The following is a 25,549-nucleotide window of genomic DNA, read 5'->3' on the forward strand; positions in this document are numbered from 1 at the left end:
CATGGATGAGAAAAACAAAATAGCTTCGATTCATCTAGATGATGAAACTTTATCAGCAGCAGGCCCAGATGCAGAGCATGAGCGACGCGTGGCTATCTTTGATTTAATAGAGAATAATTATTTCAAAGTTGAGGGCGTTGAGCCTTCTGGCCCTTATGATGTGACGTTATCTTTAATGGATCAAAAGCTGGTATTTGCGATTCGTAATCCAAGTGCAGAAGAGATGAAGTTTATAATGTCATTGATGCCGTTTAAGCGGATCATCAAAGATTATTTCCAGATTTGCCAAAGTTACCATGATGCTATCCGCTCATCTTCTCCTCTTAGAATTGAAGCGATAGATATGGGGCGACGTAGCCTTCACAATGAAGGGTCGGATTTGTTGTCTCAAAGGTTGGAAGGTAAAGTGACCCTGGATTTCGATACGTCTCGTCGGTTGTTCACATTAATATGTGCGCTTCATCAAAAGGGTGGGCCCGTTTAATGTCGGAAGATGCAGACATTCAATCTGTATTATTTGTATGTAGTTATAATGTTGTAAGGTCACCAATGGCGGAGCTCTTATTGAAGAGCAAAAGTCGATCGAAACTATTCATTCGTTCAGCGGGTGTGTATGAAGGTGGTGAATCTGATGTGTTTGCAATTGCCGTTATGCAGGAGAAGGGATTAGACCTTGAGCCCCATATTCCGTGCTCATTGCGGGATTTAAACGACGGAAGTTTTGACCTAGTTGTAGCTTTAACAGATGAAGCGTTTAAGTACGTAACTGAACAATATCGTACGGAATCAGTGGACATTGAGTTCTGGCCGACATACGACGCTACATCAACTATGGGTTCGCGAGACACTAAAATGGGTGCATATCGTGAAGTTAGAGACCAGCTCGATGCGAAAATCAAAGATAGATTCGCTAAATGGGTTCAAATCTGATTATAAGACCCTTTAAATAAATCATTGCGAATGGAAATTCGTAAGCCAAACGAGGACTTAATGGCGAAAGAAGAACTATTAGAATTTTCTGGTACGATTGTGGAATTGTTACCTAATGCGACTTTCCGCGTAAAACTAGAAAATGACCATGAAATCATTGCCCACACAGCGGGTAAGATGCGTAAAAACCGTATTCGTGTTTTAACAGGCGATAAAGTGCTTGTTGAAATGACACCTTATGACCTGACTAAAGGTCGTATTACTTATCGCTTCAAATAAAAAACAGTGACGAAACAGACGTCAGATATTGAAGCGAAGAAACTGCCGCAAAGGCTTGTGCTAGCAAGTGCAAGCCCGCGGCGGCTGGATTTGTTAGCTCAAATTGGCATAACGCCGGATGCTATCGAACCGGCAGATTTAGATGAAACCCCTTTTCCAAGAGAATTACCGCGTCCGTTAGCATCAAGGTTAGCGGCACAAAAATGTCTCGCTGTTGCATCGAAGTTTCCCAACAAAGCATATATTTTGGCAGCAGACACGGTTGTCGGCGTAGGGAGACGCATTCTTCCTAAAACAGAAACAGCAGAAGAGGCGCGTGAGTGCCTCAGATTACTGTCAGGCAGGTCGCACCGTGTGTACACGGGTATAAGCGCCATAGCACCAGACGGTAAGCAGTCAACAAGTACAATAGAAACACGCGTGACATTTAAACGTCTAACGCAGTTAGAATGCGATGCTTATATCCGAAGTGGTGAGTGGCGTGGTATTGCTGGCGGGTATGCTATTCAGGGGCTCGCTGGGGCGTATGTTACGCATATCTCTGGTTCATACACTTCAATTGTTGGTTTGCCGCTCTACGAAGTGCGCAATGTGTTGCAAGGGCTTGGATATTTCACTCCAATAATCTGAAAAGATGTAGAAAATGTCTATTCCACCTATTTTGGCAACCGAATATGTAAGTGATCGCATTGGGGTGTGTTGTCGCGTCTTGGTGGATTCAAAAGGGCGTGCCTTTCGTTTGCAGTATGATCCTTGGAGCCTCCGTGGAAAGCGTCCACTATTGGGTGAGATTTGGCGTGGACGTGTAATTACTAAAGACCCTGGATTAGGTGGCTGTATTGTCGATATAGGCCTGAATAATCATGTGTTTTTACAGACTAAAAAAGCCATACCTTCAGATGGATCAAAGGTTGATATCCGTATCAAAAGTGAAGCATGGCATGAAAAATCTGCTGTAGCAGTTCTGGAAAATAGCACATTTAACGAAAATCAAGCCCAGCATATAGGTCTGTTGCAAAAAGCTGATGATTCTTCGTTCTACGACGGTGTTACGGTTATAGAGACAGTAAATGACATAAATGCTTGGGACGTTACAGAAGCAGCGCTTGAGCGTGCCGTAGAGCGCCATTTGCCCCTGCAGGGAGGGGGAAGTATATCTGTTGAGCCTACTCGTGCGTTAATTGCTGTGGATATTGATGCAGGGGGGAGGGAAAACAAGGGGGATCGCTCAAGGTTTGCCTTAGATACCAATAAGTTGGCGGCTGAAGAAATAGCTTATCAGCTATCTCTATCGTCCCTTGGTGGTATAGTCGCCATCGACTTTTTGAAGATGAAATCAACGCAGCAGAATGAATGTATTACAAAAGAGCTTGAGAAAAATTTGGCCACACTTTTGAGACGCAAAACTCAGTTTGCCAAAATGTCTCCTTTCGGTGTTTTAGAGTTGAGTATTGCGCATCGTTGTTCGCCAGTGTCATACTTGCATTCTATGCAGACAACCGCCGAATACGCAGCCCTTATAGCTATAAAAGCGTTAGAGCGAGAGGCATTTAACGATAGGGGTGCCAAATTCAAAGTGTCAGTGTCACCTGAAGCTTACCGATGGCTTGAAGGCAAGTGCATAGAATGGAAAATTCCTTTAGCGAATAGAATCGGACATAGGTTTGAGTTTGAGGAAGAGACTTCAATCCAAACGGCCGAATATAAGATAGGAAAAAATTAGTGACTTTGAAAAAATGCCCTAATTGCAATGATAAGTTAGCATCTAATAAGTTTGATCCTTTTTGCTCTAAACGGTGTGCGGATGTGGATTTGAACCGCTGGATGAAAGGCAGTTATGTCATTCCCGGGCCGGATCTATATGAGGCTGAAGACGCTCCTTCCTATAGATCTCCACAGGATGATGAAAGATAATTGAAATTTACCGTAGACATACTGAAATCACTTGATTATACATCGCGCTTCAACAACGTAGTTGGTGCTCGTGCCCGAGTAGCTCAGGGGTAGAGCAGAGGATTGAAAATCCTCGTGTCGGTGGTTCGATTCCGCCCTCGGGCACCATCACGTTGTTTGAAATCATCCGTTACAGTTCAAATATTGTTACAAAAACAACGATTTATGCCTGTTTTAAGGGGGGGTCTGTTCGGTGGTGTTCGGGTGTGTTTGTTGGCATCCGATTTGAAATTTGGCATTTTTGTTGGCAAAATAGAAGCATCGATGCCAACAGTAGAGCGATGCCAACAATGTCTTTATCTGATTTCAAAATTCGTAGTTTTAAACCTGAACAACGCGTTTTTCGTCACAGTGACGGCGGAGGACTATATATTGAGGTAAAACCTAGCGGTTCTAAGCTTTGGAAAATGGCTTATCGCTTCCATGGAAAACAAAGAACACTTTCTTTTGGAGCATATCCCTATACGAGTTTAGCAATAGCACGAAGTAAGCGTGATGAAGCTAAAACTTTAATTGCAAACGGTGTTGATCCTCAAGAAAAGTCAAAACAGGAAAAAGCTGAGCAAGCGGCATTACACGAACATACATTCCGAAATATTGCAGCTGAATTACTGAACAAAAACATCAAAGAAGGAAAATCAGAAGCAACCATAAAAAAGAAGAAGTGGTTGATTGATATGCTGAACAAAGATTTTGGCGATGTTCCTATTACCCAGTTAAAGCCCATACAGATTCTAACGACACTTCGAAAAAGCGAGGCGAAGGAGCATTACGAAACAGCTAAACGCTTACGCATGGTGGTTGGAGAGGTGTGTTGTTATGCGATCGCAACAGCACGCTTAGAAATGGATCCTACTTATGGCCTAAAAGGAGCGCTCATAACGGCTAAGGTGATCCACAGAGCAGCCATAATTGATAAACAGGAATTTGCAGGGCTAGTGAATTCTGTTTGGCAGTATGAAGGCGGTGGTCCTATTGTTCAAGCCGGTCTTAAATTAATGGTGTTGCTCTATCCTAGACCGGGCGAATTGCGTTTATCTCATTGGACAGAATTTGATTTTGAGAAGGCTATATGGAGCATTCCTGCAGATCGAATGAAAATGCGCCGCCCCCATGTGAAACCATTATCTAAGCCGGTTTTATCGATATTGCAGGAAATTAAAGAATTTACGGGCGGGGATGGTCATGTTCTTCAATCGCTGTATGCGCGGGGGCGGCCCATTAGTGAAAACACGATGAACCAAGCTTTGAGGCGTATGGGGTATTCGAAAGATGAAATGACGGCGCATGGCTTCAGATCGAGTGCATCAAGTATATTAAACGAAAGTGGATTATGGAATCCTGATGCAATTGAAGCTGAACTAGCACATGCCGACACTAATAAAGTTCGGAGTGCCTACCATCGTGCGCAATATTGGGATGAGCGTGTTAAAATGGCGAATAGTTGGACGGATGAGGTGATTGGTATGTTGAACTAATCTTGTGTTTATTAGCGTTTAACTTCAGCATCCATGGCACGGATTTAGATCGGGGTAGAGAGACTTTCCGTTCATCTTATATATCGTGGGTAGAATGATGTGACGGAAGAAGAATGCGTGCTGACTATATAGTTGAAGGTGTAAAATTTTGATAGGCAAGCAGTAAGGCGGGAAGAAAAAATCCACATCGTATTGGGCGGTGTATATTTTAAAGAAAGCATTGCTGCATAGCCAAGACATTTTGTGTTTTTTGATCACGGCAAAGGCGACGCGGAAAGCACTCTTGTGGTCCACAAAATGCCTGCATTATACATTGACAATTTGCAATATGTCATTTATTTCATGCGTCATGAACCTAGATCTTCCCCTCCGAGCGCTCGACAATGCACATCGCCGTGCGGTGCTGACGGCTATGCGCGATCCGCGCAAGAATTTCCCACCCATTGATGGGGTGGACCCTCAGGAGCACGGCGTTTGTGTTGCTCAGATTTCAGAGTTTCTAGGAGTCAATCAATCAACGGCCTCAACCTATATGAGGTTGTTGTATGACGCGGATCTCGTGTCGACCGAGCGGGTCGGTCGGTACACCCGCTACAAACGCAACGAAAAAACAATCTCGGCTGTCGCAGCAGCCATCACAAACCAGCTTTGAAGTCGCGTTGTGGTGGTATGCGGCTTTATTTGTATTTAAATGCATCTAATATTTGCAATATATAGGAGAGATAAATGCGCATTTCTGAACACGGCCAAATTTTGGCCCTCACATTGGCAACCTTCGTCGCGGGGGCGAATGAGTACGTTCTCGCGGGCACGCTTGATCTTGTTTCTAAAGGGTTAAATGTATCGGTTGAGGCAACCGGACAACTGATCACAATCTATGCACTGGTTTATGGAATTTGCGTACCAATCGTGGTGGCGATGACTAGTCAGATCGGACGACGCAAGGTGCTTGTTGCTGCCATGAGCATTTACGCGATCGCGAGTGGCCTCTGTTTTTTCGTTAATGACTACTGGGTCTTTTGGGGATTTCGCGTCTTGCAGGCGCTGAGTGGTGGTGTCGCTGTTGTCTCGGCGCTGTCGACGGCGGCAACCGTGGCAGGACCGGCAAGCCAGGGGCGGGCGATTGCCACGGTCATTATGGGCTTTACCGCTTCTTTGATCGTCGCCGTGCCTGCAGGTCGTGAAATATCGCTTTATCTGGGGTGGCATGCCGTGTTCCTCGTGATCGGTGTTCTCGGTGTCATTGCCGCTGTGGTGCAACAGTTTGCGCTGCCTGCACTTCCCCCTGCGGCGTCGGTACCCTTGTCGCAGCAAGTCGCAATGCTGAAACGGCCTGCGATCATTGGTGGGTTGCTGGTCACAATGCTCTGGATGGCTGGCTACGTCGTCACATACAGTTATCTGACGCCTTATTTAGCCGATGTTCAAAGCGTGTCCGGCAGCGCGATTAGCATCATTTTACTGCTCTTCGGGATTGCCAGTCTGATCGGTTCTCGCGTCGGTGGTGCGAACACTGATCGTTTTGGTTACCATAAAACACTAGTGGCGTCGAAAATGTTGCAGGTTTTGCTACTTCTCATGTTGGCCTTGGTAGCGTCCGTTGTCCATCAAGGCGCGACAATCGTGGTGGCTGTCATCTTGGTCTTATGGTCTGTGGCGGCTTGGGCAAGTGGTCCGTCCCAACAAGTACGCGTGGCTTCACTTGATCCAAACGCGAGCGGCGTTCTAGTCGGGTTGAACCAGTCAGCTATGCAGCTCGGCATTGCGGCGGGGACGGCCATGGGTGGCATGATTACTTCCGATTACGGTTTGAACGCTTTGCCATGGTTTTCGGCGCTTGTGGTCGCAATGGCACTCCTAATTATGATGGCGTTGCACAAGGCACCCGCGTCACATTCCCATGGGAGTGTTCATTGAGCTAGGATGGTGCCCTCGTGACATGACCATGACTAAGGCATTACGTGATATAAAACTTACAAATGAACAGGGGGACGCTGTCACCGCGCATGGCTTCCGCTCAACCTTTTCAGATTGAGCGCGCAATGAAACAGACTTTCCGCGTGAACTTATAGAAGAAAGTCTAGCTCATAGTCTTGGCAAAGTCGAAGCTGCTTACAGGCGCGGCCAAGCCATAGAACGCCGTCGCGCTTTAATGGAGGCGTGGGCTTTATTTGTGTGTGGTTAAGTCAAATGCGTTGGAACCATAATCGGGGGAAGATTACATTAGGGCATCTTTCCCCGTAGCTCTTGTAATCGGATCAGCATGCTCATCGCTTTTTCAAATTGTCTGCCAAGGCGCTCATCCAGTGCCATTAATGTGTTCATTCGATGCGGATCTAGACTTTCCCCATAGGCCTGCATTCGAACAATTGGACGTTCTTCTGTTTCGTGTTTTACATTTTTGAACCAGGGCAGGAGTTTTTCTTCAATGAATTTTGTTAAACCTTCTGAGCTGGCTTCAAAACCATTTTCAGTTTCCTGGATCTCTTCTTCCCACCATTCAAGACTTCCTTCGTCTAAATAACCTAATGCGTTGGTGTAAGCGTTCTTGTTTGCATCTTTTAGAATGAGCTGCGCCTCCTTTAAACGAGAGAGGTTTTCTCTTACAAAAATATCCAGTTCTTTGTCATCTCCTTCAGTGGTTGATATCGCAGAGCGTGAGTTAAACGTTCGCTTGCGTTCTGAGTGGTAAACGAGAGCGCGTCGGGTGAGGGGATCGGTGGATGAGTAAGATTCGCCTGTTCCTGTGCGACTGTGAAGCTGGTTGATGTGGAGTGCGCGTTCGCCTGAGATGAGCCGTCTGCGTCTCCAGTCAATCCAGACAAGCTGGTCAACGAGGCTATCTTCTGCAGGGCCTTGCGGCATATAGGTGGAGCGCCACTTGTCACGTAATTCAATGAACTCAGTTTCACTTTCCCAAGGAAGAAGGGCATTGGTTAAGTGGCCGGACGGCGTGTTCTTCATGAGTTGCTTAGTCATTTCCAGAAGTTCCTATGTTTCTGGCTTAGTCGGATGTCCGTTTTCTGAATACGTTGTAAAATGCGTATCATGTCATCATTGATTTCGGATTCGGCTTCTTCAATTTGTTCAATGTATCGTTGGAAAGTGGTTTCGTGCATGCCCTTAGGTCGTGGAACATAATCACCGAGCCCTTGTGGAGCACCCAGCTTTGCGCGCAGTTTCTGATTCTTTCTGGTCGCACGATTGCCAGGCTGTTCCTGGCTGGAAGCGTGGACAAGGTTGTGACATTTGCGACAGCGAAAATGTAAGTTGGCGAGATAGAGTAGCTTCGCCCTTGCATTGCATCGTAGGCAGCGAAAATAGGCCTGCGCGCCGCCTAAGTGTCGTGGTGACCAGACGACGGGAAACGTGTCTCGAACGTTTGTCCAGTCTCCAGTGTTGTCCTTCCTTGCGCGATAGGCGAGCGTCACTTGGTTTCGTCCACCTTCTACCGATATGCTGGGCTTGTCTTCATCATTGTTTTTCCAATGGATCATGCCACGCCAGCCATCGGTCAAAATGCGGTGCTTTTGAAAATAGGCTGCATTTAAACTCCGGAACTGCTCCAGATATCTCTTGCGCAGATTGTGCCCACCAGACCCGAAACCGCCCATGTTTGAAATCTCCTGCTTTTGCCCAAATCAGTTGGCAAATCGGGGATTAAATCAAGTGTCATTCCGTTGGAGTTCAGGGCTGTCCAGATGAATAACAGAAAACGAATGGTGTAGCGCCGTTCAGGCCGTGAGTTATTAGAAGCACCAAATTGCCCAAAGGCGACATTGGGGGTGACGTTATGAGCGGTCGATCTTGATATTTTCGAGGGGGATAATTCGCGTCTTGATTGGATTGATAGTCAATTTATTCCAACTGAATGGCTACAGCACCTAGCATGCCTGCATTATCACCCAATAGTGGTGTGCGAATGAGGTGAGAAGCTTGAGGAACATTACCGCGTAAATAATCGCCGAGTAGTGCCTCATATTGTTTTTGAATTTTTGGCAAGAATTGAGCAGCCAACATTAAACCGCCCCCAAGGACTATGCGCTCTGGGCGGAAAGTAAGTGTTAGATTGAGACATATCTGAGCAAGATAATAAGCTTCTATTTCCCAACCTTTATGATCTGTTGGAAGCTCTTTTGCTGGGCCATAGCGTTCTTCAAAAGCTGGCGCGCATGCAAGGCCTTCGAGGCAGTCATTATGGAAACGGCAATAACCTTTGTAATCTTGATCATCGCTGTGACGTTGAACACGAATATGTCCCATTTCGGGGTGAAGGGGGGCACCCATGAATATACCATCTTGGACTAATCCGACACCAATACCTGTGCCGATCGTTACATAGGCAGCGCGGCGACAATTTTGCGCGGCTCCCCACCATAGCTCAGCAGCAATTGCAGAATTTACGTCTGTGTTGACGGCAGTTTTCAATCCGAGTTTTTCTTCAAACTCTTTTTTTAGATTAACATTGCTCCAATAAGGTTTGGGCGTGTTCAGGATAGAGCCATAAGTGTCGCTCGCTTCATCAATATCCAGAGGGCCAAAAGCAGCTATGCCCAGACCTTCAAATTTAAGGTCGTGCTTTTGCTGCATGTCTTTAAAGTAGGTAACACATGAAGTGATGGTTTCTGCTGGCTGTGTTGTCGGGAAGCGCTGCGAATAAAGGATTTGAGCATCAGCTGTCGCAATAACACATTTGAAAGTTGTGCCGCCCGCATCAATTCCAGCGTATATTTTATTGTTTGAATTCGACATATTGAGCGCCCTTTATATGTTTGTCTTTAGTCACTATACCGTAAAATGCAAACGTTTGTAAAGATGCATTGCAATCGTTTGTATTTTGTTGTAGCGTAATGCCAACGGGAGATAAAAATGTTAAATAACAATACACAAGAGAAATCGGCATCCCACACGCTTATATCGGCTTTAACCTATGCTATGTTCTTTATGTTTGCAATGACGACAGACGCTGTAGGTGAAATCATAAAAATCGCCAAAAGCGACATGGGACTCACAAACACTCAGGCCAGTGCATTCCATTGGTCGACAATGATAGCGATCGCTCTAAGCGGCGTCGGACTCGGTTTTGTTGCGGATCGGATTGGTAGAAAAAACGCAATCCTAATTGGGTTGGGAGCATATGCGTTTGCTAGCGCTATGTTTATGATGGGCGAGTCATTTTATCTCTATTTTGTTCTGCTATTTGTGTCTGGTCTAGCAATCGGTCTGTTTAAAACAGCTGCTCTTGCATTGATTGGTGATATCTCCACATCTACCGAGCATCACACCGCAAAGATGAACGCTGTTGAGGGTTTTTTTGGGATCGGTGCGATTATTGGGCCTATGTTGGTTGTGGCACTCGCATCAGCAGGGTTGTCGTGGACATGGCTATATCTAATCGCTGCGGGATTGTGTGTTGTCATGATGCTTGCTGCATTGTTTACCAAATATCCAGACTACAAAATCGCTGATAAAAACAAAGCTACTTTGGGGCACACGCTCTCTTTATTGAAAAACAAATACGCGCTTGGGTTCTCTTTTGGAATTGCAATGTATGTGGCTGCGGAAGTTGCGATATTTGTGTGGTTGCCGACTTTCCTGGTTGGGTTTGAAGGTAGTAAGCCGGCTATGTGGTTTGCGGCCTATGCAGTCATGATTTTCTTTGTGCTTCGCGCCGTGGGTCGTTTTTTGGGCGCGTGGATTCTGCAACATTTTGACTGGAAGCCGGTAATACTTTGTTTTTCAGCCATAATTTTCTGTTGCTTTCTAGGTAGTGCAATAATCGGTAAGAATGCGGCTGTTTATCTCCTGCCATTGTCGGGTTTGTTCATGTCGATGATTTACCCAACTTTGAATTCCAAAGGTATTAGCTGCTTTCCCAAAACAGACCATGGTGCCGTTGCCGGTTTGATATTGTTCTTCACCGCTGCTTCTGCCGCCATTGGACCAATCTTGATGGCTTTCGTTAGTGATCAATTCGGTGGGGGAGACATGAGAATCGGGTTCCTGCTTGCGACTGGTTTTACAGGCGTTTTATTCCTGCTTGCTCTGTACAATTGGAAGTATCAGCCAGCCGAACGTGCTCTCTCAGAAGCAAATGAAACTGAGTATGGCGCAGAAGGAGTGGCGACATGAATGCACAATTGAAAGATATTACGACGCCACCTGTTTCGATGATTTTTGAAAATGGGATTAAACATCCGGATTTGTGGCTGTGGGACTCATGGACTTGCCAAATTGGCAAGCGGTTGAACCTTTATTGCCTTGCTATGCCACGAATAGATGCTCGCGGCGAAGCGATTTTGCCAGAGCACCGCAATAATCATCGTTTTCATGTGCGCCGCTTTGCAAGTGAAGACAATGGCGCTACTTGGACAGACTTTGGCGCGGTGCAAACACCAACTCAGCTTGAAGATAGAAGCGATTCAAGGAATGTTTGGAGTGGTTCTGTGACGCTGCTGCGTGATGGCCGTGTCTTATATGGCTTCACGGGTATAATGGAATGTGAGGATAATCGTCCTTTCATTCAGTCTATATGTGTTGGAAGTGCTGATTCAATTGATGATGAGATCAAGATTCAGAGCACATCAATATCCTCATCGCTTTTTCAATATGATGAGATTATCGCTGCCGGATATTATTTAGGTCCTAAGCAAAATTTGGGTGATGGACTAGGAGAAGAGGGTGGACCAATTTTGGCATGGCGCGACCCATTCGCCATTCAAGATGGTGAGGGCGTTATACATCTATATTGGTCTGCAAAAGTTGGCCCTGACCGCCCAGCGATTGCGCGCGCGACTATAGAAGAGCGCGACAAGGGTTTTCAGGTTAAAACATTATTCCCACCTGTGTGCCTGCCAGATTCTGAATTGGTCACGCAGGCTGAAGTGCCTAAAGTGTATCCATTGGGTGATACCGGTAGCTATCTTTTGGTTATTTCAGCATGTGACAGCCGATATGAAGGCCAGCCGGCAGATGAAATAACAAAGGTGCAACGCTTCTATATATCAGAGGATTTAAACGGCCCGTGGAGATCATATTCTGATGATGGCAGTCTGGCTACGGGGTGTGAGTTTTTGTTTGGTGGTAGTGTTACGCAATACAATGCTGATAGGCATTCAGTAAACTTCATTGCGCCATACACGGAAATGGCCAATGATGACATTCAGCTCTCTTTTGGACCGATCATCGAAATACCACTGAAATAATCGGAATGGTGGACTATTTCAGTCCACCACATGATTCTCTGACAATGAGTTTTGTGGGCGTCACAGCGGATTCAACTTTTTCTCCTGCGACCTTCTTCAGTAATAGATCCACAAGCAGCTCGCCGCCTAAACTAATGTTCTGATTGATGGTGGTAAGAGATGGTGTCAAGATTTTAGCTTGTCCAATATCATCATAGCCAACGACTGACACGTCATCTGGTACGGACAAATTACAAGCTCTCAAAGCATGAATGGCGGCGATTGCCAGCACATCTGATGCTGCAAAAACAGCATCAAAATTGGCTCCGCCTTTATGAAAACTAATAAGTTTTTCAAATGCTGTAAGCCCAGAAAAACCCAATTCTAAGATTAACTCAGGAGCATGTTCCATACCTTTTTGCGAATGGGCTTTGACAAGCCCTTGATACCTTAATTCCACCTCTGGCAAACTACGGTCTCCTAGAAATAGGATGCGTTTGCGGCCAAGATTTAGAAGGTGTTCAGCTGCTGTGCGGCCGCCTTCAATATTGTCACTACCAACCAATGTGTATGTTTGGTTTTCGGTTGATCCACCCCAGACGACTATATTTTTGGCTTCATTGCCAAGGTCTTTAAGGCGGTCATCGCGTCCCGCTTGACCAATGATGATCAATCCATCGGCTCGACCTGTTTGCAGTAGTCGCTTTTCAGAGACTTTGGTTTCTTCTCGGGGAACGCTAACGATAAGATCAAAGCCGCGCTTAGATGCGGCATGAGATACCGCACCAACCATTTCAAGGAAAAACGGATCGGAAATGGTTTGCCCGGATTCAGGAGAAAGCGGGATGACTATCCCGATCGCGCGACTAGATTGTTTTCTGAGGTTGCGCGCTGATGCATTGACAACATAGCCAATTTCATCCGCTATTTTTAAGATACGTTCTCTTGTGTTTTCTTTAACGACCGAGCTACCATTTAGCGCGCGAGACACGGTTGAAATATCAACCTCGGCCATCTTAGCAAGATCTACCATAGTGGCGCGTTTTCCAGATTTTGGCATTCTTGTAGACTCCAATACGGCCCGTTTTGACTAAATTTTAAATAAGGTAAAATCCAGTCATTTCTTTAGATTAAACTCCAGTGGCTCACATTATTAAAAGCATAATAACGCCCAATGACTGTTGCCGAGGTTTGACAAATACCATACCTTTTTATCAATGCAAACGATTGGATGAAGATATGAAAAAAGACAATAATTCTCATCATATTGTCATCGTGGGTGGGGGCACAGCGGGTTGGCTTTCGGCTGCGTTTCTATCGAGCCAGTTAAAGAATCGATTTCAAAAAAATGTAAATATTACATTGGTTGAAGCTTCCGATATTGCCACAATAGGCGTGGGTGAGGCGACTATTCCTTCACTGAGGCAAACCCTGAATGCTTGCGGCTTAGACGAGCGCGAATTTTTAAAAGCATGTGATGCTACTTTTAAGCATGGAATTGAGTTTATCCAATGGCGCGAAACGCCGGCCATAGCGCTTGCGGAAAGCTATTTTCATCCCTTCGGTGATCTTGTATCCGTTGAAGGCCACAACCCTGCTCATCAATGGTCTAAACTTGGAAAGGATCAGAGAGAGGACTTCGCTGATCTGTTTTCGGTTCAGCCGGAAATTGCTAAATTAGGCAGGGCACCCAAACATACCAACGACCGCCCTTACGATGGGGCGTTGGCTTATGCATACCATCTTGATGCAGGAAAGTTGGTCGAGTTTTTAAAAGCAAAATTTAGAGATGTGAGCGTCGCACAAATAATTGGGAAAGTTGTGGGTGCCTTAACATCTGAAAACGGCAATTTCACGTCGATACAACTTGATGATGAACGTAGTATCGAGGGTGATTTCTTTATTGATTGCACAGGATTTGCAGCGCGTCTTATAAATGCCGATCAAGAGAATGAGTTTATCGATAAATCATCAACTTTGTTCGTCAATCGCGCTGTGACAACACGTATTCCGGTCGAGGATAGACGCGACATTATTGGTTATACAAAATGCACTGCGCAAACAGCAGGTTGGATATGGGATATCGCTTTGCAAACTCGGCGCGGAATAGGTCACGTCTTTAGCACGCGACATATGAATGATGATGATGCAGTCCAATGTTTAGCAAACTATTCGGGGAAGCCTATTGAAGACCTAGACGTGCGGTTTCTTGATATGAAGACTGGGTATCACGCACACCAATGGCGAAAAAATTGTGTTGCTGTGGGCTTATCAAGCGGTTTTTTAGAGCCACTTGAATCCACAGGAATTTATCTGATTGAAATGGCCAATTGGGCGCTTCTTGATATGCTGCCGCGTTTCTTCTCAGGGGCGCAACCGCAAGAAAGATATAATGAAGCCATGAGACTTCACTATGAAAATATCGTTGATTTTTTAAAGCTTCACTATTGCTTATCCAAGCGTGATGACGGTGATTTTTGGACAGAAAATAGGGAACCGCAAACAATCCCTGAGACACTCAAACAGAAACTGCACCAATGGCAAAACAGTGTACCTAGTGTGTATGATTTTGACCGCCGGATTCAGTGTTTTTCAGAAACCAATTACCAATATGTTTTGTATGGAATGGGCTGGGCAGGGCATGATCGCGCTCAGCCATTAAATAATGACATCCAACAAATGCTGGATGCTCTAGCTGTGCGACGAGAGCGCTTGCGCCAATTTGTTTTAAGGGACACGCAGGCTAACATAGATTTCTACTAGAAGCCTCTTCTTCCAAACTTTTTTCAATTCATATTGCGAAAAAACACCCCAATCACAAGCGTGATTGGGGTTGAGTATATTCCGGACCCTGGGGACAATTGAAGCGGACCCGGGAGGGAAAAGCCTTAGAAAGTATAACGCAGGGTTGCTGATGCTGTTCTGCCCTGAATTGAACGTCCGATCGTTGTATCAAGCAATCCATCACCATTGGTATCCCAACCATCACGGCCATCATTTGCTGATTCAGTGATACCTGCTTCATCAGTGAGGTTGTTGATGTTGACACCAAGCTCTAGAGAGTCAGTTAGGCTGAATGCTGCGTTCAAGTTGAATACGGAGTAGCCATCTTGAGTGAGTGAGTTTGAGTCATTTGCATAACTGTCTGTTGTTCCAACCCAGCTTGCGCCAATGCGGAAACGGTCGAATGAGTAGCTTGGACTAATCGCCCAGATCACATCTGCCTGACGTTGAGGCTTGTTGCCTGTTAGGGCTGTGTCGGCCACGAGAGAGCCGTCAGTTGCGATGTTAGAGGCTGATGTAATCTCTGCATCAGTGTAAGTCATCGTTGCAAATAGGTCGAAGTTTCCAACATTGTAGCGACCCTCAAGTTCAAGACCCATAGCTTCATATTCACGCACACGGCCTGATGGAGGTGTGATTGTGAGGTTGGACTCTTCAGTCTCTGAGAAGAATACAGTTGCATAAAGGTCTGCGCTACCTGATGCGATGCCTAGATCTTGCCATTTGGTACCAATTTCATATTGGTCAACCACATCGACATACGCATCATCGCCGCCATCGTTTAGCGCGCCGCCTGCATTACGCACACCAAAGTCGAGTGCGCGGTCAAAGTTGAATGATGCACCGCTAGAAGCACGACCAAATACGGATACATTATCAGTGATGAGGTAGTTTGCACCCACAGACCAAGCTGTGTGATCCACTTCAAGGTTTGCAATTGCGCCTATTGTGCCATTGTTAAGTGAAACAGATGCTTCTGAGCCTGTGATGACACCGTCATTGTTGACGTCAAAATCTCCACCGGCTGCCTCTGTACGGATACCATTTTGTTTCATGTTATCCATGCGCACACTTGCATCAAATGTCAGTGGGCCAGTTGCATAATTGATACCAATGAATGGTGAGCTAACTTCTGCTTCAAGGTCGTAATTTCTGTTAGATCCATCCCAACCAAATGCTTGGTTCACACCGTGGATACCATTGACGGAACCTGGTGTTGAAATCAGTACGGCGTCGTTTTCTGTTGTCGTGCGGATTTCGCTCCAATGCCAGTCTTGTTTGAAAGATTGGCTCATGAAGAAGTGACCAAGAACAACATCTAAAGTGCCGCCATTGAAGTCTATTGTTTTTGACAAACGCATGTCGTTTGCAAAATTGTTTAGGTCTTCTAGGTCTACATTGAAGATTGCAACATTTGATACGACACCATTTGGCAGGTTGGCCGCTGTCACAGCTTCGCCAGCGTTTGGTCCATTATAGTATGTTGACCCTGGAATATCTTCGGCAAGTGTGACGCCGTTTGAGAAGCCACCAAGGAATTCACCAGAGATAATTTGGTATCTGGCTTTGTTGTCGAATGTGAAACCGTCGCCCAGATCAAAGTTTGCGTGTGCTGCAATCGATTTTACTTCGTGGTTCAAACCATCGGCAAGATCATAATTGTCTAAATTGCCTTGACCATCAACACCTTGTCCAAAGCGTGTGTAGTTTGAATAAATTGAATGATCAGCTGCATCGAAGCTGCCTAGGCTTGTGCCAACCGTTCCATTGCCGTTGCCATCGTCTGTACGAGATACAAGTTGAGGGAAGTAGGCTGCATCTGACTTCTTCAACCATTTACCAGTTACAGTAACCTTACCGTTGTCGAATAGTTTTGTCAGTGACGTGCGAAGCTGACCACCGGAAATTGCGTCATAACCTGAATCGCGGAAGTCGCCTCCTTGCTGGAAATGTCCGCCAATGTGGTAATACATGTCTTCAGAGATGTCGCCGCCATATTCTGCATCAATACGGAAATCATCATGGTCTAGGCCGTAGTTTAAAGCGATGCTTCCGCCTGCAATATCACCTGTTTTACCGATGAAGTTTACAATACCACCCGCACCATTGGTTGTGAGTGTGGAAGCTGTACCACCACGTACGGATTCAACGCGCGCCAGTGTGCCATCCACTTTGAAGAAACCATCAGCAGGTGCGAAGTTGCTGTCACCAAACAAAAGAACAGGAAGCCCATCTTCTTGGAAAGAAAGGTATTTTGCGCCACCTGTTGAAATAGGGATACCGCGAACATTGATGTTTGAGTTACCACCACCTGAGGAACTTTCAGTACGAATACCAGGGAGTTGTCTTAGAACTTCTGCTGTGTTGCGAGGAACAGCGCCTTGCACTTCATCAAGGTTTAAAGAGCTAACAGAAATACTTGAGTCGATTTTGTTTTGACCTGCTGAACTAAAAGTACCCGTTACAACGACCGTATCTAGGCGTGCTATATCTTCAGCTGGGGCCTCTGCGCTATCTTGGGCGTATGCAGCCATCGGAGTAGCAAATGCTAGTGTTGCAACTGACGCAAATAAATAGTGTCTGGTTCTCATAATTTTGACTCCCCGTCATGATTATATTCGAGCAACAAATGTTACTTCTCTAATTCTTGTGACTTTACATACCCACAAATACAAACGTTTGCAATACTAAATACAAACGTTTGTATTATTGTGTTGTAAAATTGGAACAATAAGTGTTAACCCTAGTGAGCAATTGTCACCATAGGGCCCAATACGGACACTAATCGTTATACCTCCTACCTACTGCTTACGTTCGTATTGCAGACATTCAACTAACGCCACGAAATTTCATTCTCACGGGCGTCTCCGTCCTAGAGTTCCTATTTCTCCTACATGTGCGTGGAAGAATAGGACAATTTGGAACTATAGGACGGCGGTCCCCAGAATTTTGAATAAAGCTACCCCAATGGTCGCCTGATCTTCCAGGCTTCTCGACACCGTTGATTTTTGATGACAGCACCGTTTTGATCCTTCACGAGCCAGTCATGCTGTTCCAGTATTTCCAATAGTGAACGGATGGCCTGCGTCGTGAAACCCTGTTTGAGTGGGCCGTTCTGAATGGCAAACACTGCAGAAATATGCGGGTGGGGCCACTTGTTGATTAGCCAGAGCCGTAGTTTTTCTGCATTGATGATATCTCTGGATAGACCTGCTCCGCCAGTTAAACGTTCTGCTTCGCTGATATAGTAGCGAAGCAGAGTGATTGCGTTATCCATTGTGGGGCCTTCAACTGAAGTCGCTCTAAGATCTTTATAAAGCGTCATCACACCCGCCAGTCGTGCCGCGTGCTCCGCCGCTTTGCTTGCAAAAGCTCTCAATCCTTCCAACGTTCCATCAGGTTGCTGCGCTTTTTCTATATCCTGAGCAAATGACTTTAGGTGATTTCTTGCACTATCAGATAACTCTAGAAGGCGGGGCTCGAGCTGGTTACGTGTATTCTCTGCCAATGGCAGGTCAGCATGTATAATATCGCTAATTCTTAAGTGAAAGCGGCTCAAATCTGTTTCACTTGATGCGCAGAAACCGTCTCGCAACCTGTAACCAATTGTACTGGTGGGCTGAACAATGAGGAATCTAGCCAGCAGGCCTTGTCCATTCATGATTGGGTCGGCAAGAAAGCTAGCGGATGCCACTTCCTGCGCCATTAGATGACAACATAGGCGGCGGCCCAGAAAGAGTGAACTACCATCTTCGGCCCTCCATCGGTCGATCGCTGCACCATCCCAGAATTTGGAGAGTTTAGCAGCGGTTTTAAGCGCATTGTCCTTATTCATCGCATATCCGCCGATAAATGCGCCTGCTTCGTCCGAGAATAAACCCAGAGAAGGTCGCATATTATGCAGGTTCTTGATCACACCTTCAATTGTCGGATCAGATGCCACGATCGAAGGAGATAGGGGCGGTTCCGGTTCGGGGCCAAGTGCATCCAGATCGCGTTTGGCTTGTAGTGCGACTTCAGGTGATTTCAGATTCCTGAGAATATGCTTGCGTCTTTCCTGGTAGATAGCTTGCTGGTTTTGGAAGCTTTGCATTTCTGATTGCCGGTCACTTTGCAGCTTGGCTTCAAACGCACGTATGGGGCTCATCGCGAGCTTGTCACATCCAGATTTTCGTTCACCGCTTTCGCAAATGGTTAGCAAAAATAGATTCAAGGGCGCTCGTGCTGCGGCACCATGATGAAGCTGCACATCTGCAAATCCTTGAATGGCGAGGGATGCGACGCCTAAAACTGATTGTGCAGCCAGCGCAGAGGGCGCTTGTGTCATATCCTGAATGGCGCGTGCCGCATCACTCAGTGGCCCAAGTGCATCTAATGGAAATGGGGCGGCGGGTGGCTTTTCTCGTAGCAGCGGAGAGGGCGGGAATTCACCATGGCTCCATTGTGTTTGTTGAATTGCTGCTTTGTCACCTGCTTGAACGCGAAGAGCATGATTGAGTATCTCGTCAGCAGGGCTGATTTTAAGGGGTTGGTTCACAATGTGCACTCCTCAGATACAAAATCATTTTCCAGAGCGTGCTCCAGCGCATTCAGCACAATGAGTTTTGCAGTCAGAGGATGGACTTTCCGTCGTTCGCGGATTTTTGTAGGTTCACCTTCGAGAATGCAATTACCTGCCGCAAGCGCCAGAATATGAGCAAGAAAGCGTGAACTGATTGCGCCTTCTTCTATCAAGTCGCAGGAGCTAGTCGCAGCATTCTTTATTCGCTCTTTTAATGTGTCTCGTGTTGCAGAACTGGCGACGTGTTCGATCCGTCTTGCCAAGGCTTCGCGAAGCAAAGGTGACAGGGTGGTAAAGGTCTCTGGCAATGTAAGGTCATAGACATTGTGTTCCTCCAGATTCGAAAAACACTGCGCTTCTGCAAGTTCCAAAGCATCACATAAATAGCCTAAGGATTGTTCGATGGCATAGCGTATTTCAAGTGTATCAAAGCTCGCAGCAAGACACATTTGCACACCTCTCAACGCGCGTTCCCAGCCTATGAGAAAGGCATCCATTTGTCGTGGTGTGGTCATGACTGCCTCTCCACTTGAAACCCTGCTAATTCTGCTATCAAGCGAGATGTTGAGGAGGGTAGCCCCGTATGACGCTGTACATAACGTTCGGCCAAACTTGGTGGTTCTATTTGATGTCGTGATATCGGACCAACACCTTTTAGCAGGGGAAGATCTGTCCAGGCGTATAGAATATGTGGCCGCCGCCAATAGCGATCAAACCTTAGAACACTCTGTTTAAAGGCATGCCGGTCTTGTACGGCGCTGCAGGTGCAGCGACGGCAAGTTTGATGAATTTTCATTGGATTAACTCCGCTGGAGCCAGCCTTGAGCTATCACAAAGAGTGGGGTATGTGTCGGGTGTCCAAGCCAAACATGCCGCTGCCTTGCGACGCTCGCAGGCGGCGGTTTTTATTTTGATGCAGAGGCTGTTTCGTGTGAGGCGAGCCAGGCTTCAATGGCTGACACGCGGATCAAGCGGCGCGTACCGATTTTGAAGCTTGGCAGTTCACCAGATGAAAGGGCAGCATATAGTTTTGTGCGCCCAATTCCAGCTATTTTTGCGGCATCAGCTGGGGCAACAGCAATAGGTTTGTGGTATTTCTCTAGAAACTGCATGTGTATCTTCCGTATTTCATTGAACACGGATGAAGATTGTCATATTAGGAAGTCACATAAAATTATCACATAACTAGGTGATATGTGAGATTTGATAGTCTGTTGGGAAGCCTAGTTCTTTCCATTGCTTATACGGTTTGCTGATGGCGTTTCGTACTGAACTCCAGCTTCGGGCATTGTTCGAACCGAATTTTACGGTTTCAATATTTGCGATGTCCATGGCCTCATCTTTACAGCTGGTGTTTAAAGCTTTTCCGCTTTGAATTCGCTTTTGAAACACTGCAACAGGACAACTGTCATTCTTTTGGGGCGCACCGGATTTACCTTTTGACTTCTTGGTTTCTGGAAACGATTGCTTTAATAAGTTAATGTTGATTGTAAGGTTTCCATTCTTGAAATTTAGAATATCATCAAGAAGAAGAGACGAGTGCCCCCTTGGCCAGATTGTGGCTAGTCCTAAAGGATAATCAACTAAGATTAGACCCTGATCATTTGGAGACCGAGTTTCCAAGTGATGTTTCGCATAAAGAAGAGATTCATAGCTATCATTTGTAACAAGCCCCCAGATAGGGGTGCCTCCGTTTGAAGAAGGCATTCGTCCTAGGTATTGGATATAATCTTCTAGCTTGTTAGATTGTTCGGTTAGTTCTAATTCTAAGCGTAAAAATGTGAATAGCCGTTGCTTATCTATTCGCCATCTTTGTATGGTGCTTGCATCTAATTCAATAAGTCCATCTTGGCATGAAATATATGGTTTCCGATCAGAAGTGTATTCGATAGGTATTTCCTGTATGCAATGTGGGCAATTCGCGAATACCAATGGTTTTAGCTCAATAAGAATACCTAAAGTCTGAAGCGCCTGGATTTCTTCTTCTGATAAAGTGTTGTTTGTGAGCTTGAATGACTTTGCGTTTAGCATTCTTCCCCAAAACCCATTTCGCATAGTCAAATTCACCCATTCAAACTGTATGATGTGATTAGAGCTTTCAGAAGGCGTTCTTGTTCTGATTTCAGACTTTTACATTTTACGCTGCCGTCTTGAAATAATTCCACTCGTAAATTACATTTTTTTGAAGCCCCCTGCGGTAGGTAGTCTGTAATATAAAATCCGGCACACCTAACTTTTAGTTGTGATTTTTTCTTGCCAGCCAAACGATTCAAGGCGTCTTGTTGTAGACCGGCATTGTTTTGAATAAGAAATAAATGTCCAGGGAAGTCATCTATTTCAATCGTAGCTGAAACAAGTCGAATTGCAGCATCTGGATGATCAGATAGAAAAGGTGTTTCCTCAAGCGCGAGAACCTTTTTAAGGTTCAAGCGTTCGGTTTCATCAACTGAAGGTGAAGTTTTTACATCAAGAATCAGCTTTGCAAACTCATTTGCTAATTCCTGCCTTACCTTGTATCCGCCACGGGTCGAAGAGATCTGGAGGCCACCATTTTCTGCATTATATCTAAAATGTATGTCTCCGATTTTTCGAAATGCGTCTTCTTGAGCTTCTCCAGTCTCGTTGAAATTTGGTAACACGACCGGACTTTGCGAGATCTGTACTGATAAAGTTTCTTCGTTGAAGTTTTCCAATGGAATATGAGAGATCACAAATTTTCCTGAACCGTCATGAATGAGGTAAATCTGTTGGATAATTTTTTCTAGAACAGCGATTTTTTGCGATGAATAGTCGGGTATTTTCTGTTTCTCTGTTACGAAAAGGGTTGCTTGGTTCTTGGAGCCCATCAAAATATCGTAGGAGACGCGCCGCTCAATATTTTCGAAATCTTCGATATGATTGACGTAAAACCATATAGCTCGATCTCGGGAGTCTAGTTCCGGATGATTGCGATTCTTTAGTGCAAAATACCGATCATTAGCAGCATTCTTTAATGCATTCACACGTGAAATTTCATATTTGAGACTTGCGACCTTGCCATCATTTGTTTGCAACAGTTTACCCAGATAGCTAGCAACCGCGCCCGTCTTGGCTTTTTGGGAGGATGGCAACACTAATGGGGGCGCGCCGATCTTTTTAATAAAGTTAGCTACCAGATCCTGGTTCGCATTACGCAAGAATGTGCCAATTTCTTTTGACATAACATTGTCTCATAATATGCAGTATGAACAAACATGAATGTATATGGATGCTACAACATATGGTCAAAAAAATGGCAGAAAAATACTATATATTGACTGGAGCTATTTTTTATAACTAGCTATCGGGTAATTCCAGTTTAGGTAATGCGTTCACGATTTTCATCGTTTCCAAAGAAACTGTGATGACGCGTTGGAATAGCTCCAACGGGTAGGCTGGGTTTCCGACTGTTTCATTTGCATAGTCGTTGGCGTCGTTGATGATGCCGCTGGCTTTGTCTTTCTTCACGCATTGGCGTTCCATCACCCAATCTAGAGCGGGTTTGCCGTTGACGACGTAGTCGTAGGCTTCAAGGGGGATGCACGTCATGGTGATGCGAGCGTTATAGATGACGGTGGTTTTGTCTTTAGCTTTGCCCTTGCCGCCGAACTTCATCTTTTCGACGCGGAAGAAGGTTTTCGGATCGTCAATGTTTGCGAGGCGTAAATCACCTTGAGCGATTTGAATGGGGTAGGGTTCAACGCTTTCATAATTGACGTGTAAATCACCCAATAAACGGCCCGCTTTTGAAAAGGCCCAAAAATCTGCGGCGGTTTTGACGGCGGGGATTCGGGGGAGTTCTTTGGACAAATTGTTCTTGAACCGTTCGCGATAGTCAGGGGAATGCAGCAGGCCATAGATGTAATAGAACAGGTCTTCCTTGCTGATCTGCTCGCCCGCATATGCGGTTTGGAAGTGCTTTAGCCCCGCGTCAGAGATCCCGTCGCGTTCGATGTAGCCCGTTTCTCCAGTAGTAAAGAGGTCATCATCGGTGTTAGCTGGTTCATATATTTTGAGTGGAAAGCACTGAGCGCCCGCTGCGAGCATATTTAGATCAGGAACCTGATCCACCATTAAGACAGACGCACCAGCAGTTGATCCAATACCCGTGACGCAAAGCAGTCTGTTCCGGAAATCCATACCAATTGGAAAGAAACGCGGCATTAGGTAAATCATATCGTTCAGTGAGCGGCTGAAGTACATCGGTGACTTCTCAAATGGGCGATACGAAGCGATTGTAAGGCTACTACCTTCAAACCTTAACCGCTTACCTTTTCCAAATTGCTGCTTGAGGCTGCGATTCCAACTTATTTTCTTCTGATCATAGGCAATCTTTTCTTCGAAATCCGCATCGCTTGTCGGTTCAATTCGGTCCATTTGGGAATGATATTCGTTAAGCAGGCCTTTCAAATTTGTTGCCAGAATTTGACTTGAGGCATTGTAACACCAAGAATCTCGCCCTGTTGCAACGCCTCTTGAGTAGGTCTCGAAAACTACTTTCGCAGACTTGTCTTTCTTGTTGCCAATCTCAAGGAAACCACCAAAAGCCTTCTCACCTTGTCCGACCCAATCAAAATTTTCATCAGGTTCAATCATCGTCCAGCCTTTCGTTGAGGCAAGACCATCAATAGATTTCAAAGTTCGAACAATTCCCAATTTTTCTTTCTGATCGAGATAATCTCCGATGTCATAATAATGAATTTTTCCAAATTCAGCCGCTTCTGGACTCCGAACCAAGACCGTGATTGCAATTGGTGAGCGGCTCCCGGAACCAAATATCTTACCGCCTTCTTTTCTGGAAAGCTCACCAGACGTACGTTGATTGCCCCGCAAATAAAAAACATACAAACTCGAAAATTCTTCGGCTAAACACTTCCGCAAACCATCTGTTGCACTGCCATCCACCCATCCTGCATTCGAAACATATGCAACGACGCCCGCGGCAGTTCCTGTGTCCTTGATACGATCAGTCGCCCAACGGATCGATCGAATATAGCTGTCGTATAAGGCGTTCTTGTTGGTTGCTGTAGAGTAGGCCGCGTAACTTTCACGAATGGCCGCATCTAAATTTTTGTACTCAATATTTGCAGCATCATCGTTAGCGGATCGTTGCCCTGCCGAATATGGCGGGTTTCCCATAATCACCCGAATATCGCGCTCTTTCTGGACCGTGCGACGCTCTGAGTTGTCCGGCATGAGGTCTGCTATCATGTCTTTTTCCTGCTCATAAAGCTGGAAAGTGTCTGTTAGACATATGCCTTCAAATGGGGAATAGGGGACGTCTTCACCATTTGCATTTTGCTTTATTTGGTCGTGATAGACTGCTTCGATATTGATCGCGGCGATGTAGTAGGCCAGCAAAACAATCTCGTTCGCATGGATTTCGTGTTTGTATTTATGCTCCAGCTCTTCAGGTTTGATCAGCCCCGATTGCAGCAGGCGGGTGATGAACGTGCCGGTACCGGTGAAGGGGTCAAGGATATGCACGCCCTTGCTGCCCAGCGTTTGCCCGAACTCGGATTGCAGCACGTCGTTGACGGAATGGATGATGAAATCCACTACCTCAACGGGGGTATAAACAATTCCCAGCTTTTGCGTCATCGCGGGGAAGGCTGTACGGAAGAATTTGTCGTATAGCTCGACAACCAGTTTTTGGCGCGCTTCTGCGGTTTTTAGCCCTTGTGAGCGGCGGCGGACGCTTTCATAGAATTTTTGAAGGGATTCACTTTCGTTTTCCAAGCTATGTTCATTAAGAACATCGACCACTTGCGTCATCGCTCGTGAAACTGGGTTTTTAGCTGTGAACTCATTGCCTTCAAATAGGGCATCAAAAACAGGTTTTGTGATGATATGCTGGGCAAGCATTTCAATCGCGTCATCATTTGAAATTTCTGGATTTAGATCATCACGCAATTCAGCGACAAATGCATCAAATGCCATTTTTATGCTGGTTTCGCCTGATTTGATTATGGTATTGATACGTAAAATGTGTTTGCGGGCAATGTCAGCAATGTCTTTTGCCCAATCTTCCCAATAGTCTCTACGACCGCATTTTTTGACGATCTTTGCCATAATACCTGCGGCAAATTCGTCGACCCATAAATTGTATTGTTCGGGTTCTTCCGTTTCTGTTGTGAGCGTAGGTTCACCTTCGCCATCATTCTCACTACCACCACCTATTCCGGTCTTTTCCGCTTTAGGTTTGGTTTGATTGGGTAAATGATTGGATACGGCAATAACTTCGATCTTATCGTTTACAGTTTCTCCAAGCCCAATACGGTTGATTGTAGAATCCATGCGTTCATCGTGAGAACGAAGCGCATTGAGTATTTGCCAGACGACTTGATAGCGTTGATTGTCCT

The 25,549-nt window shown here is 45.7% G+C and carries 23 protein-coding genes and 1 tRNA gene; 13 read left to right on the forward strand and 11 right to left on the reverse strand.

Features of this window, described 5'->3' with window-relative positions:
• The first annotated feature begins 1 nt into the window (after position 1).
• The 10 genes from ACFQS8_RS02075 to ACFQS8_RS02120 all read left to right on the forward strand — a co-directional run bounded on the left by ACFQS8_RS02075 (position 2) and on the right by ACFQS8_RS02120 (position 6,557).
• Positions 2–484, forward strand: coding sequence for a UPF0262 family protein (locus ACFQS8_RS02075; RefSeq protein ID WP_382165243.1), 483 nt, complete (start codon positions 2–4; stop codon positions 482–484).
• Positions 484–930: an arsenate-mycothiol transferase ArsC gene (locus ACFQS8_RS02080; RefSeq protein WP_382165245.1), complete on the forward strand. Its 447-nt coding sequence runs from the start codon at positions 484–486 to the stop codon at positions 928–930. Before ACFQS8_RS02075 ends, ACFQS8_RS02080 begins: the two co-directional genes overlap by 1 nt.
• A 60-nt stretch (positions 931–990) precedes the next feature.
• Positions 991–1,209: a translation initiation factor IF-1 gene (gene infA, locus ACFQS8_RS02085; protein WP_015827604.1), complete on the forward strand. Its 219-nt coding sequence runs from the start codon at positions 991–993 to the stop codon at positions 1,207–1,209.
• 6 nt (positions 1,210–1,215) lie between these two features.
• Positions 1,216–1,839 (forward strand): Maf family nucleotide pyrophosphatase, encoded by a 624-nt coding sequence (locus tag ACFQS8_RS02090; RefSeq protein ID WP_382165247.1) that lies wholly within the window; start codon positions 1,216–1,218, stop codon positions 1,837–1,839.
• Between the two features lie 13 nt (positions 1,840–1,852).
• Positions 1,853–2,932, forward strand: coding sequence for a ribonuclease E/G (locus ACFQS8_RS02095; protein ID WP_382165249.1), 1,080 nt, complete (start codon positions 1,853–1,855; stop codon positions 2,930–2,932).
• The gene (locus ACFQS8_RS02100) at positions 2,932–3,123 is read left to right on the forward strand and encodes a DNA gyrase inhibitor YacG (RefSeq protein WP_382165250.1); all 192 of its coding nucleotides are present in this window, start codon (positions 2,932–2,934) and stop codon (positions 3,121–3,123) included. The genes ACFQS8_RS02095 and ACFQS8_RS02100 overlap by 1 nt, the downstream gene beginning before the upstream one ends.
• Positions 3,124–3,195: 72 nt before the next feature.
• Positions 3,196–3,270 (forward strand) — tRNA-Phe (locus tag ACFQS8_RS02105).
• A gap of 182 nt (positions 3,271–3,452) precedes the next feature.
• Positions 3,453–4,640, forward strand: coding sequence for a tyrosine-type recombinase/integrase (locus ACFQS8_RS02110; RefSeq protein ID WP_382165252.1), 1,188 nt, complete (start codon positions 3,453–3,455; stop codon positions 4,638–4,640).
• A gap of 328 nt (positions 4,641–4,968) precedes the next feature.
• On the forward strand, positions 4,969–5,292 hold the full coding sequence (locus ACFQS8_RS02115; protein ID WP_382165254.1) for an ArsR/SmtB family transcription factor: 324 nt from the start codon (positions 4,969–4,971) through the stop codon (positions 5,290–5,292).
• Between the two features lie 74 nt (positions 5,293–5,366).
• On the forward strand, positions 5,367–6,557 hold the full coding sequence (locus ACFQS8_RS02120; RefSeq protein ID WP_382165256.1) for an MFS transporter: 1,191 nt from the start codon (positions 5,367–5,369) through the stop codon (positions 6,555–6,557).
• A gap of 306 nt (positions 6,558–6,863) precedes the next feature.
• On the opposite strand, the gene ACFQS8_RS02125 is transcribed toward ACFQS8_RS02120, so the two are convergent.
• The 3 genes from ACFQS8_RS02125 to ACFQS8_RS02135 form a co-directional block, all read right to left on the reverse strand.
• Complete coding sequence (locus tag ACFQS8_RS02125; RefSeq protein ID WP_382165258.1) at positions 6,864–7,619, reverse strand: hypothetical protein; 756 nt, start codon at positions 7,617–7,619, stop codon at positions 6,864–6,866.
• Positions 7,616–8,254 (reverse strand): hypothetical protein, encoded by a 639-nt coding sequence (locus tag ACFQS8_RS02130; RefSeq protein WP_382165260.1) that lies wholly within the window; start codon positions 8,252–8,254, stop codon positions 7,616–7,618. Before ACFQS8_RS02130 ends, ACFQS8_RS02125 begins: the two co-directional genes overlap by 4 nt.
• 244 nt (positions 8,255–8,498) lie before the next feature.
• Entirely contained in the window at positions 8,499–9,392 is an 894-nt protein-coding gene (locus ACFQS8_RS02135; RefSeq protein ID WP_382165262.1) for an ROK family protein, read from the reverse strand.
• Between the two features lie 117 nt (positions 9,393–9,509).
• Between ACFQS8_RS02135 and ACFQS8_RS02140 the strand changes: the two genes are divergently transcribed.
• Both ACFQS8_RS02140 and ACFQS8_RS02145 read left to right on the forward strand, forming a co-directional pair.
• Entirely contained in the window at positions 9,510–10,772 is a 1,263-nt protein-coding gene (locus ACFQS8_RS02140) for an MFS transporter (protein WP_382165264.1), read from the forward strand.
• Entirely contained in the window at positions 10,769–11,845 is a 1,077-nt protein-coding gene (locus ACFQS8_RS02145; protein WP_382165266.1) for a glycoside hydrolase family protein, read from the forward strand. Before ACFQS8_RS02140 ends, ACFQS8_RS02145 begins: the two co-directional genes overlap by 4 nt.
• Positions 11,846–11,858: 13 nt before the next feature.
• Here ACFQS8_RS02145 and ACFQS8_RS02150 read toward each other — a convergent pair whose 3' ends face one another.
• Positions 11,859–12,884 carry a LacI family DNA-binding transcriptional regulator gene (locus ACFQS8_RS02150; protein ID WP_382165268.1) on the reverse strand — a complete coding sequence of 342 codons (1,026 nt, stop codon included), beginning with the start codon at positions 12,882–12,884 and terminating at the stop codon, positions 11,859–11,861.
• Between the two features lie 179 nt (positions 12,885–13,063).
• Here ACFQS8_RS02150 and ACFQS8_RS02155 point away from each other — a divergent pair, with 179 nt between their 5' ends.
• Entirely contained in the window at positions 13,064–14,587 is a 1,524-nt protein-coding gene (locus tag ACFQS8_RS02155; RefSeq protein ID WP_382165270.1) for a tryptophan halogenase family protein, read from the forward strand.
• A gap of 125 nt (positions 14,588–14,712) precedes the next feature.
• Here ACFQS8_RS02155 and ACFQS8_RS02160 read toward each other — a convergent pair whose 3' ends face one another.
• The 7 genes from ACFQS8_RS02160 to ACFQS8_RS02190 form a co-directional block, all read right to left on the reverse strand.
• On the reverse strand, positions 14,713–17,199 hold the full coding sequence (locus tag ACFQS8_RS02160; RefSeq protein WP_382165272.1) for a TonB-dependent siderophore receptor: 2,487 nt from the start codon (positions 17,197–17,199) through the stop codon (positions 14,713–14,715).
• 368 nt (positions 17,200–17,567) lie between these two features.
• Positions 17,568–19,145 (reverse strand): YfjI family protein, encoded by a 1,578-nt coding sequence (locus ACFQS8_RS02165; RefSeq protein ID WP_382165274.1) that lies wholly within the window; start codon positions 19,143–19,145, stop codon positions 17,568–17,570.
• Positions 19,142–19,684, reverse strand: a complete 543-nt coding sequence (locus tag ACFQS8_RS02170; RefSeq protein ID WP_382165276.1) for a hypothetical protein — start codon at positions 19,682–19,684, stop codon at positions 19,142–19,144. The genes ACFQS8_RS02165 and ACFQS8_RS02170 overlap by 4 nt, the downstream gene beginning before the upstream one ends.
• Positions 19,685–20,074: 390 nt before the next feature.
• On the reverse strand, positions 20,075–20,281 hold the full coding sequence (locus ACFQS8_RS02175; RefSeq protein WP_382165278.1) for a helix-turn-helix domain-containing protein: 207 nt from the start codon (positions 20,279–20,281) through the stop codon (positions 20,075–20,077).
• A 73-nt stretch (positions 20,282–20,354) separates the two neighbouring features.
• Positions 20,355–21,224: a hypothetical protein gene (locus ACFQS8_RS02180; protein WP_382165280.1), complete on the reverse strand. Its 870-nt coding sequence runs from the start codon at positions 21,222–21,224 to the stop codon at positions 20,355–20,357.
• Between the two features lie 8 nt (positions 21,225–21,232).
• On the reverse strand, positions 21,233–22,369 hold the full coding sequence (locus ACFQS8_RS02185; RefSeq protein WP_382165281.1) for a hypothetical protein: 1,137 nt from the start codon (positions 22,367–22,369) through the stop codon (positions 21,233–21,235).
• A gap of 115 nt (positions 22,370–22,484) precedes the next feature.
• Positions 22,485–25,484 (reverse strand): type ISP restriction/modification enzyme, encoded by a 3,000-nt coding sequence (locus tag ACFQS8_RS02190; protein ID WP_382166571.1) that lies wholly within the window; start codon positions 25,482–25,484, stop codon positions 22,485–22,487.
• Positions 25,485–25,549: the final 65 nt, after the last annotated feature.

It is taken from the genome of Hirschia litorea (genome assembly GCF_042665075.1).
GTDB lineage: Bacteria > Pseudomonadota > Alphaproteobacteria > Caulobacterales > Hyphomonadaceae > Hirschia > Hirschia litorea.

Excerpts from the sequence above, each read along its gene's own strand:
- ACFQS8_RS02110 (WP_382165252.1), top strand. The coding sequence starts at position 3,453 with ATGTCTTTATCTGATTTCAAAATTCGTAGTTTTAAACCTGAACAACGC.
- ACFQS8_RS02120 (WP_382165256.1), top strand. The coding sequence starts at position 5,367 with ATGCGCATTTCTGAACACGGCCAAATTTTGGCCCTCACATTGGCAACC.
- ACFQS8_RS02075 (WP_382165243.1), top strand. The coding sequence starts at position 2 with ATGGATGAGAAAAACAAAATAGCTTCGATTCATCTAGATGATGAAACT.
- ACFQS8_RS02135 (WP_382165262.1), bottom strand. The coding sequence starts at position 9,392 with ATGTCGAATTCAAACAATAAAATATACGCTGGAATTGATGCGGGCGGC.
- ACFQS8_RS02115 (WP_382165254.1), top strand. The coding sequence starts at position 4,969 with ATGTCATTTATTTCATGCGTCATGAACCTAGATCTTCCCCTCCGAGCG.
- ACFQS8_RS02125 (WP_382165258.1), bottom strand. The coding sequence starts at position 7,619 with ATGACTAAGCAACTCATGAAGAACACGCCGTCCGGCCACTTAACCAAT.
- ACFQS8_RS02130 (WP_382165260.1), bottom strand. The coding sequence starts at position 8,254 with ATGGGCGGTTTCGGGTCTGGTGGGCACAATCTGCGCAAGAGATATCTG.
- ACFQS8_RS02185 (WP_382165281.1), bottom strand. The coding sequence starts at position 22,369 with ATGTCAAAAGAAATTGGCACATTCTTGCGTAATGCGAACCAGGATCTG.
- ACFQS8_RS02155 (WP_382165270.1), top strand. The coding sequence starts at position 13,064 with ATGAAAAAAGACAATAATTCTCATCATATTGTCATCGTGGGTGGGGGC.
- ACFQS8_RS02140 (WP_382165264.1), top strand. The coding sequence starts at position 9,510 with ATGTTAAATAACAATACACAAGAGAAATCGGCATCCCACACGCTTATA.
- infA (WP_015827604.1), top strand. The coding sequence starts at position 991 with ATGGCGAAAGAAGAACTATTAGAATTTTCTGGTACGATTGTGGAATTG.
- ACFQS8_RS02095 (WP_382165249.1), top strand. The coding sequence starts at position 1,853 with ATGTCTATTCCACCTATTTTGGCAACCGAATATGTAAGTGATCGCATT.
- ACFQS8_RS02145 (WP_382165266.1), top strand. The coding sequence starts at position 10,769 with ATGAATGCACAATTGAAAGATATTACGACGCCACCTGTTTCGATGATT.
- ACFQS8_RS02190 (WP_382166571.1), bottom strand. The coding sequence starts at position 25,484 with ATGGATTCTACAATCAACCGTATTGGGCTTGGAGAAACTGTAAACGAT.
- ACFQS8_RS02175 (WP_382165278.1), bottom strand. The coding sequence starts at position 20,281 with ATGCAGTTTCTAGAGAAATACCACAAACCTATTGCTGTTGCCCCAGCT.
- ACFQS8_RS02170 (WP_382165276.1), bottom strand. The coding sequence starts at position 19,684 with ATGACCACACCACGACAAATGGATGCCTTTCTCATAGGCTGGGAACGC.
- ACFQS8_RS02080 (WP_382165245.1), top strand. The coding sequence starts at position 484 with ATGTCGGAAGATGCAGACATTCAATCTGTATTATTTGTATGTAGTTAT.
- ACFQS8_RS02150 (WP_382165268.1), bottom strand. The coding sequence starts at position 12,884 with ATGCCAAAATCTGGAAAACGCGCCACTATGGTAGATCTTGCTAAGATG.
- ACFQS8_RS02160 (WP_382165272.1), bottom strand. The coding sequence starts at position 17,199 with ATGAGAACCAGACACTATTTATTTGCGTCAGTTGCAACACTAGCATTT.
- ACFQS8_RS02180 (WP_382165280.1), bottom strand. The coding sequence starts at position 21,224 with ATGCGAAATGGGTTTTGGGGAAGAATGCTAAACGCAAAGTCATTCAAG.